Source organism: Methylobacterium sp. NMS14P (genome assembly GCF_028583545.1).
Classification (GTDB): Bacteria; Pseudomonadota; Alphaproteobacteria; order Rhizobiales; family Beijerinckiaceae; genus Methylobacterium.
Window position 1 is genome coordinate 5,772,098 of sequence record NZ_CP087106.1, and the last position, 14,722, is coordinate 5,786,819.

The window sequence follows — 14,722 nt, forward strand, 5'->3', positions numbered from 1 at the left end:
ACGCACATCCTTAGAGCGCTTCACCGGAATCTGGCGCGATTTTAGTCAGGGCTGATCGGTGCACGGGCAGAGGCGGAGACGGATATGCGGTTGCTGACGGTCGCGGCAATGAGGCGGGTCGATGCCGCGGCAATCGACGGCGGCGTGCCGAGCCTGACCCTGATGGAGGCGGCCGGGGCCGCCGTGGCCGCCCGCGCTCGGGCCCGGCTGCCGGCGGGGGGCCGCGTGGTCGTCCTGTGCGGGCCGGGCAACAACGGCGGCGACGGCTTCGTGGCCGCGCGCCTGCTGGCCGAAGCCGGCTACGCGGTCGAACTCCTCTGCCTCGGCGCGGTGTCGGCGCTGACGGGGGATGCCGCCCTGGCGGCCGAGGCCTGGACGAGGCCGGTACGTCCGGTCGAGAGCGGCGCGCTGCCGTCCGGCGACCTCGTGATCGACGCCCTGTTCGGGGCCGGCCTGTCGCGCGACCTCGACGGCGCCGCCCGCGCGCTCGTCGAGGCGGTGAACGAGGCCGGGATGCCTGTGCTCGCCGTCGACGTGCCGAGCGGGGTCGACGGTGATACCGGCGCGGTGCGCGGCGCCGCCATCCGGGCGGTGGAGACCGTGACCTTCGTGACCCTCAAGCCGGGGCACCTGCTCCAGCCCGGGCGGGGCCTGTGCGGCCAGCTCAGCCTCGCCGATATCGGGACCGGACCGGCGGCGCTGGAGGCCGGCCTGGCCGCCGGCGCGCCCCTCGACCGGAACGGGCCCGACCTGTGGGGCCGGGACTTCCCGCACCTCACCGGCGCGAGCCACAAGTATACCCGCGGCCACGCCCTCGTCCTGTCCGGGCCCGCCACCAAGACCGGCGCCGCCCGGCTCGCCGCCCGCGGCGCCCTGCGGGTCGGCGCCGGGCTCGTCACCGTCGCGTCCCCGGTCGCCGCGCTGCCTGAGAACGCCGCCCACCTCACGGCGATCATGCTGCGGCCCTGCGAGAGCGCCGACGATCTCGACGACCTGCTCACCGACGAGCGGCTGAACGTGATCCTGGCCGGACCCGGGCTCGGCACCGGCGAGCCGACCCGGGAGCGCGTCGCCGTAGCGGCGGCGGCCGGGCGCGGCCTCGTCCTCGACGCCGACGCGCTGACGAGCTTCGCCGGCAAGGCGCCCCTGCTCGCCGCCCATCTCGCAGACGGGGATGCGCGGGCCGTGCTGACCCCGCATGCCGGCGAGTTCGCGCGGCTCTTCGACGGGACGGACGCGATGGCCGAGGGCGCCGACAAGGTCGCCCGGGCCCGCGCGGCGGCCGCGCTGACCGGCGCCGTGGTGGTCTTCAAGGGGGCCGACACGGTGATCGCGGCCCCCGACGGGCGCGCGGCCATCAACGACCACGGCAGCCCCTATCTCGGGACGGCCGGGTCCGGGGACGTGCTGGGCGGCCTGATCGCCGGCCTTCTGGCGCAGGGCATGGAGCCCTTCACGGCCGCCGCGGCCGGCGTCTGGCTCCACGGGGACGCCGGCCTGCGCCACGGGCCGGGCCTGATCGCCGAGGACATCCCCGAGCTGATGCCGGCGGTGCTGCGCGACCTCGTCGCGTCGAGCGGCGGCTGACCCCGCGGCTGACCCCGCGGCTGACCCGGCGGCTGACCCGGCGGCTGACCCGGCGGCTGACCCGGCGGCTGACCCGGCGGCTGACCGCTCAGGTGACCTCGAACATCGTCCAGAGGCCGGTGTCGAACCGCTCCAGCACCGTGGCGCTGATCAGCCAGCGCCCCGGATTGTCCGCCAGGAAGCCGATCCGGGCGGTTCGCCCCTCGAGGAGCTGGAACGTGTCGAGCCAGTAGGGCTCCCAGCCGTCATCCAGGGGGTGGAGCAGGCGGAAGCAGTGGCCGTGCAGGTGCAGGGCCTGCGGGAAGGCGGTCTCGTTGCGCAGGGCCAGCACCACCACCTGGCCGCGCTTCACCGTGAAGATCGGCGCGAGGCCGGCGGTGCCGCTCGCGCCGTTCACCGACCAGATCTTCTGCGGGTCGCCCGTGTAGACCGGGACGGGCGCGGGGCCGTCCTTGGTGCCGTCCTTGGCCCCGTCCTTACCCTTCGGCACGAAGGCGCCGCCGGTGATCACCACGTCGCGGCGCAGGGCGTTCTGGAGCTTGATCTCGGCCGGCAGGCGCTTGTTCTCGCCGATCGGCCCAATCGAGGGCCGCTTCTCGGCGATCCTGGCGCCCTTGGTGACGACGCTCGCCAGGACCAGCCCCTTGCCGATCAGGGCCTGGATCTCGCAGGTGGCGCCTTCCTCCTCCGGCAGGTCGACGAGCAGATCGTAGCGGGTGCCGGGCGGGAAGGGCAGGGTGGCCCGCAGGGGCTCGAACGTGTCGGTGGGCTGGCCGTCGACCGCCGCCACGTAGACCTTCACGCCCTCGAACTTGATGCGCGTCGCCCGGGCGTTGCAGGCATTGCCGAGGCGCAGGCGGACCCGGGAGCCGGGCTTCGCCTCGAAGGCGCCCGGCACCGGCTTGCCGTTGACGGTCACGAGGTTGCCGAGGCGCCCGTGCGCGGCCGCGAGCGCCGTCTGCCCGAACGGCATCAGGGTGCCGTCGTCCTCGAGCCGCCAGTCCTGCAGCACGACGCTGACGTCGGCGTCGACCGCGGGCGGGTTGGTCTCCTCGACGACCAGCATGCCGGCGAGCCCGCGGCCCGACGGCTCGCTCGCCCCGCCGACGACCAGGGGCCGGATCAGGTAGGAGCCGGCATCCGGCGGCGTGAACGCGTAGAGGAAGTCGCCGCCCGGCGGGATCGGAGCCTGGGTCACCCCGCCGACGCCGTCCATGGCGTTGACGTTGCGCACCCCGTGCCAGTGCAGCGACAGCGGCCTGTCGGTCCGGTTCTCGACCTTGAGGCGCACCGCCTGCCCGAGCTTCACCCGGACGACGGGCGGCAGGGTCTTGCCGTCGAAGCACCAGACCGGCGTCTCGGGCGCGGGGTCCGGCCTGAACCGCGTCCTGCCGGGCGCCGCCGGCAGGGTCGCCGGCGCGGCCGCGGGCTCCGGCTGCGCGGGGGACGGCGTCGGGGACGGCGCGGGCACCCCCGGCGCGGCGGCCGGCGCCTGGGCCCGCGCGGCCCCCGGCGCGAGCCCGAAGGCCGCCGCGGCGGTGAGCAGCGTCCGGCGCGACGGCGTGCCGGCACGCGAATCGGTCGGCGGCACGGTGCGGGATGGCGGCATGGGATCTCGGCTGCAACTCGCGACGGGTCCGCTCCTTAGCGGCGCGCGGGCTCCCGCGCCACAGGGGCAAGTTTTTTGCTGCGGGCCCGCCGGCCCATGCTATAGGGCCCGCTTCCGGCGGCCGGCGATGCGCCGGATGTCGGCGCGCGCGGGCGTGGCGGAACTGGTAGACGCGCTGGATTTAGGTTCCAGTGTCGCAAGACGTGGGGGTTCGAGCCCCTCCGCCCGCACCAGGACCTCTGCTGAGGTTGCGGTCCCCTCGGGACCCTCCGCCCCGTACCCGACATCTCGGCATCCCGGTCCGCGCGAGCACGACGCCGGCCCGGCCGGCGACCCCAGGTTTCTTTGAAGAGCGACGACGACGATGCAGGTGACCGAGATCAACGCCCAGGGGCTGAAGCGCGAGTTTCAGGTTCTGCTGGCCGCCCAGGAACTCGAGGAGCGCCTGACCAACGAGCTGTCCGGCATGAAGGACAAGGTGCAGCTCAAGGGCTTCCGCCCCGGCAAGGTGCCGGTCGCGCACCTGCGCAAGGTCTACGGCCGCTCCGTGATGGCCGAGGTGGTGCAGAACGCCGTCAACGAGGCGAACCGTCAGATCGTCAGCGATAACGGCCTCAAGCTCGCCCTGGAGCCGCAGGTCGAGTTCCCGACCGACCAGGCCGAGGTCGAGAAGGCGCTGGACGCCAAGGGCGACCTCGCCTTCAAGGTCGCCCTCGAGGTGATGCCGAGCTTCGAGCTCGCCGACCTCTCGGACGTCAGCCTGACCAAGCTCGTCGCCAAGCCCTCCGACGCGGAGGTCGACGAGGCCCTCGAGCGCATGGCCGGCCAGAGCCGTCCGTTCACCGAGCGCGAGGAGGGCGCCGAGGCCCAGAGCGGCGACCGCGCCACCATCGACTTCGTCGGCCGCATCGACGGCGAGGAGTTCCAGGGCGGCAAGGGCGAGGGCATCGACCTCGAGCTCGGCTCCGGCTCGTTCATCCCGGGCTTCGAGGAGCAGCTGGTCGGCGCCAAGGTCGGCGACAAGCGCCTCGTGAAGGTCACCTTCCCTGAGTCGTACGGGGCCGAGCACCTCGCCGGCAAGGACGCCGAGTTCGACGTGACCGTCACGAAGATCCAGGCGGCGGGCGAGGCCAAGATCGACGACGAGTTCGCCAAGTCGATGGGCATGGAGTCGCTGGAGAAGCTTCGCGAGGCCGTGTCCGAGGCGATCGGCCGGGACTTCGAGGCCGCCTCGCGCCGCCGGCTGAAGAAGGAGCTGCTCGACGCGCTGGACGGCAAGTACGCCTTCGAGCTGCCCCCGTCCCTGGTGGCGCAGGAGTTCGCCGCCGTGTGGGCCCAGGTCGAGCAGGACCTCAAGACCCGGGGCAAGACCTTCGAGGACGAGGACACCACCGAGGAGAAGGCCCAGGCCGAGTACCGGAAGATCGCGGAACGGCGCGTCCGTCTCGGTCTCGTGCTTGCGCAGGTCGGCGAGAGCGCCGATATCAAGGTCTCGGACGAGGAGGTGAACCAGGCCCTCATCGCCCGGGTCCGGCAGTTCCCGGGCCAGGAGCAGCAGGTCTGGGACTTCTACCGGAAGAATGCGCAGGCGCTCGCGGAACTCCGCGCGCCCCTGTTCGAGGAGAAGGTCGTTGACCACGTCCTCGGGCAGGTCAAGCTCGTCGAGGAGCCCGTCTCGAAAGAGGCGCTTTTCGCGGACGAAGATGACGACGACACGACCGGCGGGAAGCCGGCAGACAAGGCCGAGGCCAAGGACGAGTCCAAGACCGAAGCCAAGGCCGACTGAGTCCCGCTCTGTCCCAGGACGGCGGGCAAGGGTTAGGCGATGGTTAAGCATCGCCGGTGTTCGCTGACATGCCCGGGGCTGCCCTGATTCGCGGCAGCCCCGGGCCTCACTCCGGGGCAGGACGAGATGAGAGATCCGATCGACGTCTACAACAACGCGCTCGTGCCGATGGTCGTCGAGCAGTCGAGCCGCGGCGAGCGCGCCTTCGACATCTACTCCCGCCTGCTCCGCGAGCGCATCATCTTCCTCACCGGCCCCGTGGAGGATTACGGCGCGTCGCTGATCGTGGCGCAGCTGCTGTTCCTCGAGGCGGAGAACCCGAAGAAGGAAATCTCCTTCTACATCAACTCCCCCGGCGGCGTGGTCACCTCGGGCCTGTCGATCTACGACACGATGCAGTTCATCCGCTGCCCGGTGACGACCCTCTGCGTCGGCCAGGCCGCCTCGATGGGCTCCCTGCTGCTCACCGCCGGCGAGCCGGGCCACCGCTTCGCCCTGCCGAACGCCCGGATCATGGTCCACCAGCCGTCCGGCGGCTTCCAGGGCCAGGCGACCGACATCCTGATCCACGCCCGCGAGATCGAGGCGCTGAAGCGGCGCCTGAACGAGATCTACGTGAAGCACACCGGCCGCGACTACGACACGATCCACACGGCTTTGGAGCGCGACAACTTCATGACCGCCGACGCGGCCAAGGAGTTCGGGCTCATCGACGAGGTGATCGAGAAGCGTCCCGAGCCGGCGGCCGCCTGACCGGCCCGCGTCGCCTGACCGCCGCGGCGCGGCCTTGATCCCGCCGCGGCAGCGTGTTTGCATCGAGGTTCGGGCCCTTCGGTCAAAGGCGCGCAGCACACTGTTTCTTTAAACGGGCCCCCTACATTCATGCGATGCGCGTTCGCCCGTAGCCGGCTGCGGACGCGAGGAATCGGAGACCGATATGAGCAAGACTGGCGGCAACGACTCGAAGAGCACGCTGTATTGCTCGTTCTGCGGCAAGAGCCAGCACGAGGTCCGCAAGCTGATCGCCGGCCCCACGGTGTTCATCTGCGACGAGTGCGTCGAGCTGTGCATGGACATCATCCGCGAGGAGTCGAAATCCTCGCTGGTGAAGAGCCGCGACGGCGTGCCGACCCCCAAGGAAATCCGCCGCGTCCTCGACGATTACGTCATCGGCCAGGACTTCGCCAAGAAGGTCCTCTCGGTCGCGGTGCACAACCACTACAAGCGGCTGGCCCACGCGACGAAGCACAACGACGTCGAGCTCGCCAAGTCCAACATCATGCTGATCGGGCCGACCGGCTCGGGCAAGACCCTGCTCGCGCAGACGCTGGCCCGCATCCTGGACGTGCCGTTCACCATGGCGGACGCCACGACGCTGACCGAGGCCGGCTACGTCGGTGAGGACGTCGAGAACATCATCCTCAAGCTGCTCCAGGCCTCGGACTACAACGTCGAGCGGGCCCAGCGCGGCATCGTCTACATCGACGAGATCGACAAGATCTCCCGCAAGTCCGACAACCCGTCGATCACCCGCGACGTGTCGGGCGAGGGCGTGCAGCAGGCGCTCCTGAAGATCATGGAGGGCACGGTCGCCTCCGTCCCGCCCCAGGGCGGCCGGAAGCACCCGCAGCAGGAGTTCCTGCAGGTCGACACCACCAACATCCTGTTCATCTGCGGCGGCGCCTTCGCGGGTCTGGAGCGGATCATCTCACAGCGCGGCAAGGGCACCTCGATCGGCTTCGGCGCGACCGTGCAGGCCCCCGACGACCGCCGCACCGGCGAGATCTTCCGCTCGGTCGAGCCGGAGGATCTGCTGAAGTTCGGCCTCATCCCCGAGTTCGTCGGCCGCCTGCCGGTCCTGGCGACGCTGGAGGACCTCGACGAGGCCGCGCTGAAGAAGATCCTGCAGGAGCCGAAGAACGCCCTGGTCAAGCAGTACCAGCGGCTGTTCGAGATGGAGAACGTCGACCTGACGTTCCAGGACGACGCCCTGTCGCTCGTCGCCCGCAAGGCGATCGAGCGCAAGACCGGCGCCCGCGGCCTGCGCTCCATCCTGGAGACGATCCTGCTCGACACGATGTACGACCTGCCGGGCCTCGAGTCCGTGGAGCAGGTGGTCATCGGTCCGGAGGTGGTGGAGGGCAAGTCGCGCCCCCTCTACATCCACGGCGACCGCAACAAGGACGCGCCCGCCAGCGTCAGCGCGTAGGCGCTCGGTAGGGTTGCATGAGGCGCCCGGCTCAGGCCGGGCGCGCTGCGGGGACCGTCTTGAAAACGGCCCCCCCCGCAGCCACCTCAGGCTCAGCGCGGTGGCCGCACGCTCCTTCGAGGTCCGGTCCGCGTCGCCAGCCGCAAAGTTAGCGAAATCCGACCCTCGCGGCCCGGTCGGCACCCGGCTGTAGGCGCGCTCCGTGCATGGGGGCGCCAAACCTGGGCGTCCCTGAGAGGAAGTCAGCATGTCACAGTCGAAATCGCGCCAGCCGGTGGTCCCGGGTTCGACGGGCACCTACGCCGTCCTGCCTCTGCGCGACATCGTCGTCTTCCCGCACATGATCGTGCCCCTGTTCGTGGGCCGCGAGAAGTCGATCCGCGCCCTCGAGGAGGCCGTCCGCACCGATCGCCACATCCTGCTCGCCACCCAGATCAACGCGGGTGACGACGACCCGGCGACCGACGCCATCTACAAGATCGGCACGCTCGCCTCCGTGCTCCAGCTGCTGAAGCTGCCCGACGGCACCGTGAAGGTGCTGGTCGAGGGCGTCGGCCGCGCGAAGGTCGTCGACTTTACCCGCTCGGACGAGTTCTACGAGGCCACCGCCGAGGCCCTCCACGACGAGCTCGGCGACCGCGTCGAGGCCGAGGCGCTCGCGCGCTCCGTGCTCTCGGAGTTCGAGAACTACGTCAAGCTGAACAAGAAGATCTCCCCCGAGGTCGTCTCCGCCGTGACTCAGATCGACGAGCCGTCCAAGCTCGCCGACACGATCGGCTCGCACCTGCTCGTCAAGATCTCCGACAAGCAGGGCATCCTGGAGACCCCCACGGTGGCGCAGCGCCTCGAGCGCGTGCTGTCGCTGATGGAGAGCGAGATCTCGGTGCTCCAGGTGGAGAAGCGCATCCGGACCCGCGTCAAGCGGCAGATGGAGAAGACCCAGCGCGAGTACTACCTGAACGAGCAAATGAAGGCGATCCAGAAGGAGCTGGGCGACTCCGAGGACGGCCGCGACGAGCTGGCCGAGCTGGAAGAGAAGATCGAGAAGACCAAGCTCTCCAAGGAGGCCCGCGACAAGGCGACGGCCGAGCTGAAGAAGCTGCGCCAGATGTCGCCGATGTCGGCCGAGGCGACCGTCGTGCGGAACTACCTCGACTGGATGCTCGGCATCCCGTGGGGCAAGCGCTCGAAGATCAAGAAGGACCTGCTCGGCGCCCAGGCGCTGCTCGACGAGGACCATTTCGGCCTCGACAAGGTCAAGGAGCGGATCGTCGAGTACCTCGCCGTGCAGCAGCGTGCGAACAAGCTCACCGGCCCGATCCTGTGCCTCGTCGGTCCCCCCGGCGTCGGCAAGACCTCGCTCGGCAAGTCCATCGCCAAGGCGACGGGTCGCGAGTTCGTGCGCATGTCGCTCGGCGGCGTGCGCGACGAGGCGGAGATTCGCGGTCACCGCCGGACCTATATCGGCTCGATGCCCGGCAAGATCGTGCAGTCGATGCGCAAGGCCAAGACCTCGAACCCGCTCATCCTGCTCGACGAGATCGACAAGATGGGCATGGATTTCCGCGGCGACCCGTCCGCGGCGCTCCTCGAGGTGCTCGACCCTGAGCAGAACAGCACCTTCAACGACCACTACCTGGAGGTGGATTACGACCTCTCGAACGTGATGTTCGTGACCACGGCCAACACCCTCAACATCCCGGGCCCGCTCATGGACCGGATGGAGGTGATCCGCATCGCCGGGTACACCGAGGAGGAGAAGGTTGAGATCGCGCGCAAGCACCTGATCCCGAACGCCCTCAAGAAGCACGGCCTCGGGACGCACGAGTGGTCGATCGACGACGACGGGCTGATGATGCTGGTCCGCCGCTACACGCGGGAGGCCGGCGTCCGCAACCTGGAGCGCGAGCTGTCCAACCTCATCCGCAAGGCGGTGAAGGAGATCCTGATCACCAAGACCAAGTCGGTCGCGGTGACCCCGGACACCCTTCCGGTCTTCCTCGGCCCGCCGAAGTTCCGCTACGGCGAGATCGACGCGGACGATCAGGTCGGCGTGGTGACGGGTCTGGCCTGGACCGAGGTCGGCGGCGAGCTGCTGACGATCGAGGGTGTCATGATGCCCGGCAAGGGCAAGATGACGGTCACCGGCAACCTGAAGGACGTGATGAAGGAGTCGATCTCGGCGGCGGCGAGCTACGTCCGCTCCCGGGCCCTGGACTTCGGCATCGAGCCGCCGCTCTTCGAGCGCCGCGACATCCACGTCCACGTTCCCGAGGGGGCGACCCCGAAGGACGGTCCGTCGGCCGGCATCGCCATGGCCACCGCGATCATCTCGACGCTCACCGGCATCCCGGTCCGTCGCGAGGTCGCGATGACCGGCGAGGTGACGCTTCGTGGTCGGGTCCTGCCGATCGGCGGCCTGAAGGAGAAGCTGCTCGCCGCGCTCCGCGGCGGCATCAAGACGGTGCTGATCCCCGAGGAGAACGCCAAGGACATCGCCGAGGTGCCCGACAGCGTGAAGAACGGGCTGGAGATCATCCCGGTGTCGCGGATGGATCAGGTGCTGGAGAAGGCGCTGGTCCGCCAGCCGGTCGCGATCGAGTGGGAGGAGCCGCTGCCCGTGGCCAAGCCCGCCCGGACCGAGGAGGACGGTGCGGCCTTCGTGGCCCACTGAGCCGGCTGACTGCGTGAGACGAGCCCCCGGGTGCCCTGAGCCCCGGGGGCTTTTTCATGCGCGGGATCAGGCGCGGAGGACCGGATGCGCCCGCTACATCGCGAGCCGGGCGGCGGCGGCGATCGCCGGCCACGCGGCCCTCGATGCCCTCGCGGAGCACGGGGCCGATTGCCACGCGGTCTACCTGGCCTGCTTCGGCGATCCGGGCCTTCTCGCCCTGCGCGAGCTGTCGCGGGTGCCGGTGATCGGCCTGGCGGAGGCGGCCTGCCGCGAGGCCGCCGCGGCCGGCCGCTTCGGCATCGTCACCGGGAGCGCGGCCTGGGAGCCGATGCTGCGGGAATTCGTGGCGACGCTCGGCCTGTCCGACGCCCTGGCGGCGCTCCGCACGGTCGCTCCGAGCGGCGGCGCCATCGCCCGCGACCCGGACGCGGCCCTGGCGATGCTGGCGGAGGCCTGCCGCGCCTGCGCGGTGTCCGGCGCCGAGACGGTCATCCTGGGCGGTGCCGGTCTGGCGGGGCTCGCCGGGCGGATCGCTCCGCAGGTTCCCGTCCCGGTGATCTGCTCGGTCGCGGCCGGGACCCGGGCGGTTCTGGCGGCGGACGTGTCCGGGCCGGCCCGCTCCGCGCCCGAACCCGTGGAGAGCGTCGGCCTCGGACCTGCCCTGGCGGCTCGGCTCATCGACCGCTGACGCGGATCCGGGGCGCGGACCCTTGCACCGGACCGGCGCCATGCCGTAACGGTCGCCGGCCGGGCGGTTAGCTCAGTTGGTAGAGCGTCTCCTTTACACGGAGAGGGTCGGGGGTTCGAGTCCCTCACCGCCCACCACTAAATTCAACGACTTAGTGCCGAAACCGAATCGGCTCGCTTCCCAAAAACGCGTTCTGGGAAGCGTATGGGAAGCACACGCGGCATCTCAGGTGAACCCTCTCGATACGGGGGTAGAGATTTATGCGGATTTGCGACGCATCTGAAGTGGCTCTCGCTCACGGGTTGTGCCACTTTACGGTAGGTTGCGGGCTCTATGCGAGAATGAGGCTCGCAGATGAGTTCGATTGGCAACCGGTGTGGGGCCGCTTCGAACGGCGGCAAGCTTACTGTGCGTCTTTCCAGGCTCTCAGCCGATCCAAGCTTTGAATTTCCTCTGAAGCGAGCCCACAATGCTGAGGACGTTAGAATGCTCAGGCTTCAAGTCATTCGATGGGTTCAAGATAGATTTTAAGCCCGGATTGAACGTCATTGTAGGTCCCAATGGCAGCGGAAAAACAAATATTATTCTGTTCCTTCAGTTTCTCGGGTCGCTTCGCCGAATGCCGCTTATTGAGGCTATTGGTCAGGTCGGAGGAGCTGGGACGGCGTTCAGACGTCAAAAGTATCATGTGGCGGAAGACATCCGATTTAAAATAATCGGCGGCGGCGTCTACTTTGATTATTATGCGGAAAAATCGTTCCTTGGCGCATATGAGTATGAAGGGACTGTAAGCTTCAGCACGTCGGATGGAAGTTTGGTTTTCAAGCACCAACGTCTGACAGGATTTATTGACCGCGATCTAAAAGGCGATGGATTATTTGATAAAACGCGACGCCCAAACTTTGATATCGAGACTCGTCTGAATGTTGATGGCAATGTAGATACTGTCATACACGCGCTTGATAAAAGTGATTTGCGCTATCATAAAAGGCAGAGCGAGGATGAGGCTAGATTTCAGATATCTGATACGTCTAGGCATTTAGCTAACAACTTTGTCTTATATTCGTATCTAGATCGCATTGTGCAGAATGCTGATTTTCCGAGCCAAGATCTTGCTGGATCAACCTCGTACAACATCTTGCCGAGCAAGGTGAGGGAACCGGAAGATATTGCAAGTCCAGCTACTGTGCAGCCAGATGGAAGCGGCTTCGCTGCGACGCTGTATGCGCTCCAAACAGATATAGATCAGGTAGATCATAGATATAAGCCTTTATTTTACAACAAGCGATCCTTTCGGAATGCTTCAAGCATCCGAAAGCAAATCATTTCATCCGGAAGATTAATCAATGATGCCATATCAAATATCAATGTTAAGCCCGATGCATTTGAGAGTAAATTAAGAATCCTTGTCGATCTGGATTACAATGGAGTTGTTACAAGATTGCCTTTCAGCTTTGTTTCCGATGGAACTGCCAAATGGTATGCGTTGGTGACGGCTGTTATCACAAACCGAAGACTGTTTGCGATCGAAGAGCCTGAAAACTTCCTTCATCCGAACATGCAGGCTGAGATTGTGAATCTTGTCCGCAATCAATATTCAGATAGATTTGACATCGAAGACAACGATATTGATCGCTTTGCTATAGTGACAACACACAGCGAAACCATATTGAACCATTGTCGTCCGGATGAAATCATCGTTGTTAGCATGGATCAAGGGTATACGGTCGCGAGCAGAGCCAGTAACAGCGAAGATTTAGATGCTGAAATCCGAAGGACAGGTTTCGGCCTCGGCTACTATTACATTGCGGGAGCTATCGAGTAATGTCCATTGCGTTCATTGTCGATGGCGTTTCGGAAAAGAAGATAATTCAAAGATTGTGTGGTGACGCTACAGTCAGAATCACACAGCTGAATGGGAGGGATGTCACGCTTTCGGCAATCGTTGATAAGGTCGAGAGCTTTATTAGGTTGTTTAAGGATCGTTTTAGTCCTGTTTATGTCGTCGTCGACAGGGAAAGCAGGGACATCGCATCCGAGGATATGGAACAGCAGCTTCGAGAGATGCTCGCAGCTAAAAATATCGATGTAGGCGGCATCGTGTTTTGCTGTCCGGACAGAATGATCGAGAATTGGATTATCGCAGGTACGGTGCAAATGGATGGGTAAAATTTTATAATAGAGCATGAGAATGACAATGCCGATGGATTTGGCGGCAAGTCGCGCCTTAAGGAAGCACTTAAATCTAAGAAAATCAGCTACGGCGAAACTTCGACAGGTGTAGATATGTTTTGCCGCATGGATTTCGAGCAGGCGGCACGGCGGAGCGCGAGTTGTGGTCGATTTCTGCGCGCCATCAAGTCTCACTGCCCTAAGTTTTCTGACAAAGATTTCTCGATAGGAAATTGATGGTGTTGCTAGAGGAAGGCCCGAGCCGTAATATTGGGCTACTTACTTCAAATCGAAGCGGAATGCGTGCACGAGCGTACGGTCGCCCTCGATTTTTTCGGCGGCACAAGTTTCTTGGAAAAGGTCCCCGGGTGGGGGGGGCGAAAAGGTTTCTCGGCTGGATTGGCGGGTACGTGTGGCATGACCACCGTTGCAGCGACGGTGCCGGGTCCCATCGTGGGGGCGGGGGGCTAAATCAGGAGTTTCGTTTGAATTTCGGCAGGGGACGCCCCGAGCTTCATGCTGCCCGGTCCAGCACCCGCTTGACCTGCATGGCCGACCATTCGCCCTTGCGCGGCGTCTCGATCCGGCGAGCGTTCAGCTCGGACGCGATGGCGCGCAGGGACGATATGCCGGCCGCCTGTAGGCTGGCGATCACGGGCAGGACGTTGGCCGCGAAGGCGTCGGCCTTATCCTCCCGTGCCTCCCGGCCCTTGGCGGCGGCAGCGGCGAGGTTCGTGCGATTGCCGAGCTGCACGCCCTGCGCTTTCTTCGCGGCCAGCGCGGCCTTGGTGCGGGCGGAAATCATGGCCCGCTCTTTTTCAGCGAGCGCGGCGTACAGGTGCAGGACGAAGGGGTCCACGCCCTCGCCCAATTCAGCCACCAGGAATGGCACCCGCTGCGCCATGAGCCCTGCAATAAAGGCCACGTCGCGGGACAGCCGGTCGAGCTTGGCGACCACGACAGCGCATTTCAGCCGGCGCGCCGCTGCCAGGGCCGCCGCCAGCTCTGGCCGGCGGTCGAGGGCGTCGCTCCCCTTGCCAGTTTCAACCTCGATATGCTCGCCAACGATCGTGAAGCCGCCGGCCGTGGCGAAGGCTGTCACCGCGGCGCGCTGCGCCTCCAGGCCGAGACCGCTCTTGCCCTGGCGGTCGGTCGAGACACGGAGGTAGGCGATCAGGGGGCGAATGGTGTCCGACATGGGAGTGTCCCGGGCGTGTGTAACGTTTCTATACGTCCATATGGACACGTTACACAAGCCCTCGCGGCCGGGTTTCGGAGCACCGCCGGCCTAATTCCGCACGGGCCCCCCGATCCGGTCGAAGCCGGCCCGCGGTATCGAACGCCACAATCCGTGATTAGCGATTTAGCGTTCTGAAACTGCAACGTCGGCTTAGCGCTCCGGGGGGCCAATTTAGCGGCGGGCGCTGTCTAGCGCCTATCGAGGACTTGCCTTGGGCAGGGACGCATCAGGGACCCTTTCAGGGACGCTTTCCCCCTCTGAGTGACGCATAGGGACGCTTTCCCGACGACCCCTCCTATAGGCACGGGCCCGAACAGGCGATCACGGGCTAAGCGCTCTCGCACGTACAGTAGTAACAACCCCCTTTAGCCACTACCAATAAAATCAGTATCTTAGGTCAAAAAAAGCGTCCCTGAATGCGTCCCTGAACGGGTCCCTGGTGCGTTCCTCAAGCGCCCCTAATGCGTCCCTGCCCGTCATTATAGCACTTGCTATACCTCGCTAATTGCGCGAGCGTCCTCCCGCAGGCCCGCTATCTCCCGTTAATTAGCCTGAACCACCCCAGAGAGGAATTGAGAGGCCGATATCACCCCGCGGCGGACTTAATTGGCTAAGTGAGCCGAGATAAGCTCGATCGTCACGGCCGGGAGCTAACTAGTGGTCAAAATTTGACGCTTGGTGCTCACTTCTGGGGTGGGCTTGAGGTGAGACGCGGGATTTGCCCCGCCCGCAACGGACCTTCCGTCTGCGATCTGAC

The 14,722-nt window shown here is 66.0% G+C and carries 10 protein-coding genes and 2 tRNA genes; 10 read left to right on the forward strand and 2 right to left on the reverse strand.

Features of this window, described 5'->3' with window-relative positions:
* The first annotated feature begins 84 nt into the window (after positions 1-84).
* Positions 85-1,587, forward strand: a complete 1,503-nt coding sequence (locus LOK46_RS27530; RefSeq protein ID WP_273561492.1) for an NAD(P)H-hydrate dehydratase — start codon at positions 85-87, stop codon at positions 1,585-1,587.
* Positions 1,588-1,675: 88 nt separating this feature from the next.
* On the opposite strand, the gene LOK46_RS27535 is transcribed toward LOK46_RS27530, so the two are convergent.
* Positions 1,676-3,196: a multicopper oxidase family protein gene (locus tag LOK46_RS27535; protein WP_273561493.1), complete on the reverse strand. Its 1,521-nt coding sequence runs from the start codon at positions 3,194-3,196 to the stop codon at positions 1,676-1,678.
* 148 nt (positions 3,197-3,344) lie between these two features.
* On the opposite strand from LOK46_RS27535, the gene LOK46_RS27540 reads away from it, so the two are divergent.
* The 9 genes from LOK46_RS27540 (at position 3,345) to LOK46_RS27580 (ending at position 12,722) form a co-directional block, all read left to right on the forward strand.
* A tRNA-Leu gene (locus LOK46_RS27540) sits at positions 3,345-3,429 on the forward strand.
* 131 nt (positions 3,430-3,560) lie between these two features.
* Positions 3,561-4,982 (forward strand): trigger factor, encoded by a 1,422-nt coding sequence (gene tig, locus LOK46_RS27545; protein ID WP_273561494.1) that lies wholly within the window; start codon positions 3,561-3,563, stop codon positions 4,980-4,982.
* A 126-nt stretch (positions 4,983-5,108) separates the two neighbouring features.
* Complete coding sequence (locus tag LOK46_RS27550) at positions 5,109-5,735, forward strand: ATP-dependent Clp protease proteolytic subunit (RefSeq protein WP_012322036.1); 627 nt, start codon at positions 5,109-5,111, stop codon at positions 5,733-5,735.
* 184 nt (positions 5,736-5,919) lie between these two features.
* Complete coding sequence (gene clpX, locus LOK46_RS27555) at positions 5,920-7,191, forward strand: ATP-dependent Clp protease ATP-binding subunit ClpX (protein ID WP_091712519.1); 1,272 nt, start codon at positions 5,920-5,922, stop codon at positions 7,189-7,191.
* Between the two features lie 247 nt (positions 7,192-7,438).
* On the forward strand, positions 7,439-9,865 hold the full coding sequence (gene lon, locus LOK46_RS27560; protein ID WP_273561495.1) for an endopeptidase La: 2,427 nt from the start codon (positions 7,439-7,441) through the stop codon (positions 9,863-9,865).
* Positions 9,866-9,878: 13 nt separating this feature from the next.
* On the forward strand, positions 9,879-10,553 hold the full coding sequence (locus LOK46_RS27565; protein ID WP_273561496.1) for an aspartate/glutamate racemase family protein: 675 nt from the start codon (positions 9,879-9,881) through the stop codon (positions 10,551-10,553).
* A 61-nt stretch (positions 10,554-10,614) separates the two neighbouring features.
* Positions 10,615-10,690, forward strand: a tRNA-Val gene (locus LOK46_RS27570).
* A gap of 332 nt (positions 10,691-11,022) precedes the next feature.
* Positions 11,023-12,378, forward strand: coding sequence for an AAA family ATPase (locus LOK46_RS27575; RefSeq protein WP_273561497.1), 1,356 nt, complete (start codon positions 11,023-11,025; stop codon positions 12,376-12,378).
* Positions 12,378-12,722: a hypothetical protein gene (locus LOK46_RS27580; RefSeq protein WP_273561498.1), complete on the forward strand. Its 345-nt coding sequence runs from the start codon at positions 12,378-12,380 to the stop codon at positions 12,720-12,722. Before LOK46_RS27575 ends, LOK46_RS27580 begins: the two co-directional genes overlap by 1 nt.
* Before the next feature lie 517 nt (positions 12,723-13,239).
* Here LOK46_RS27580 and LOK46_RS27585 read toward each other — a convergent pair.
* Positions 13,240-13,923 (reverse strand): recombinase family protein, encoded by a 684-nt coding sequence (locus tag LOK46_RS27585; protein WP_273561499.1) that lies wholly within the window; start codon positions 13,921-13,923, stop codon positions 13,240-13,242.
* Positions 13,924-14,722: the final 799 nt, after the last annotated feature.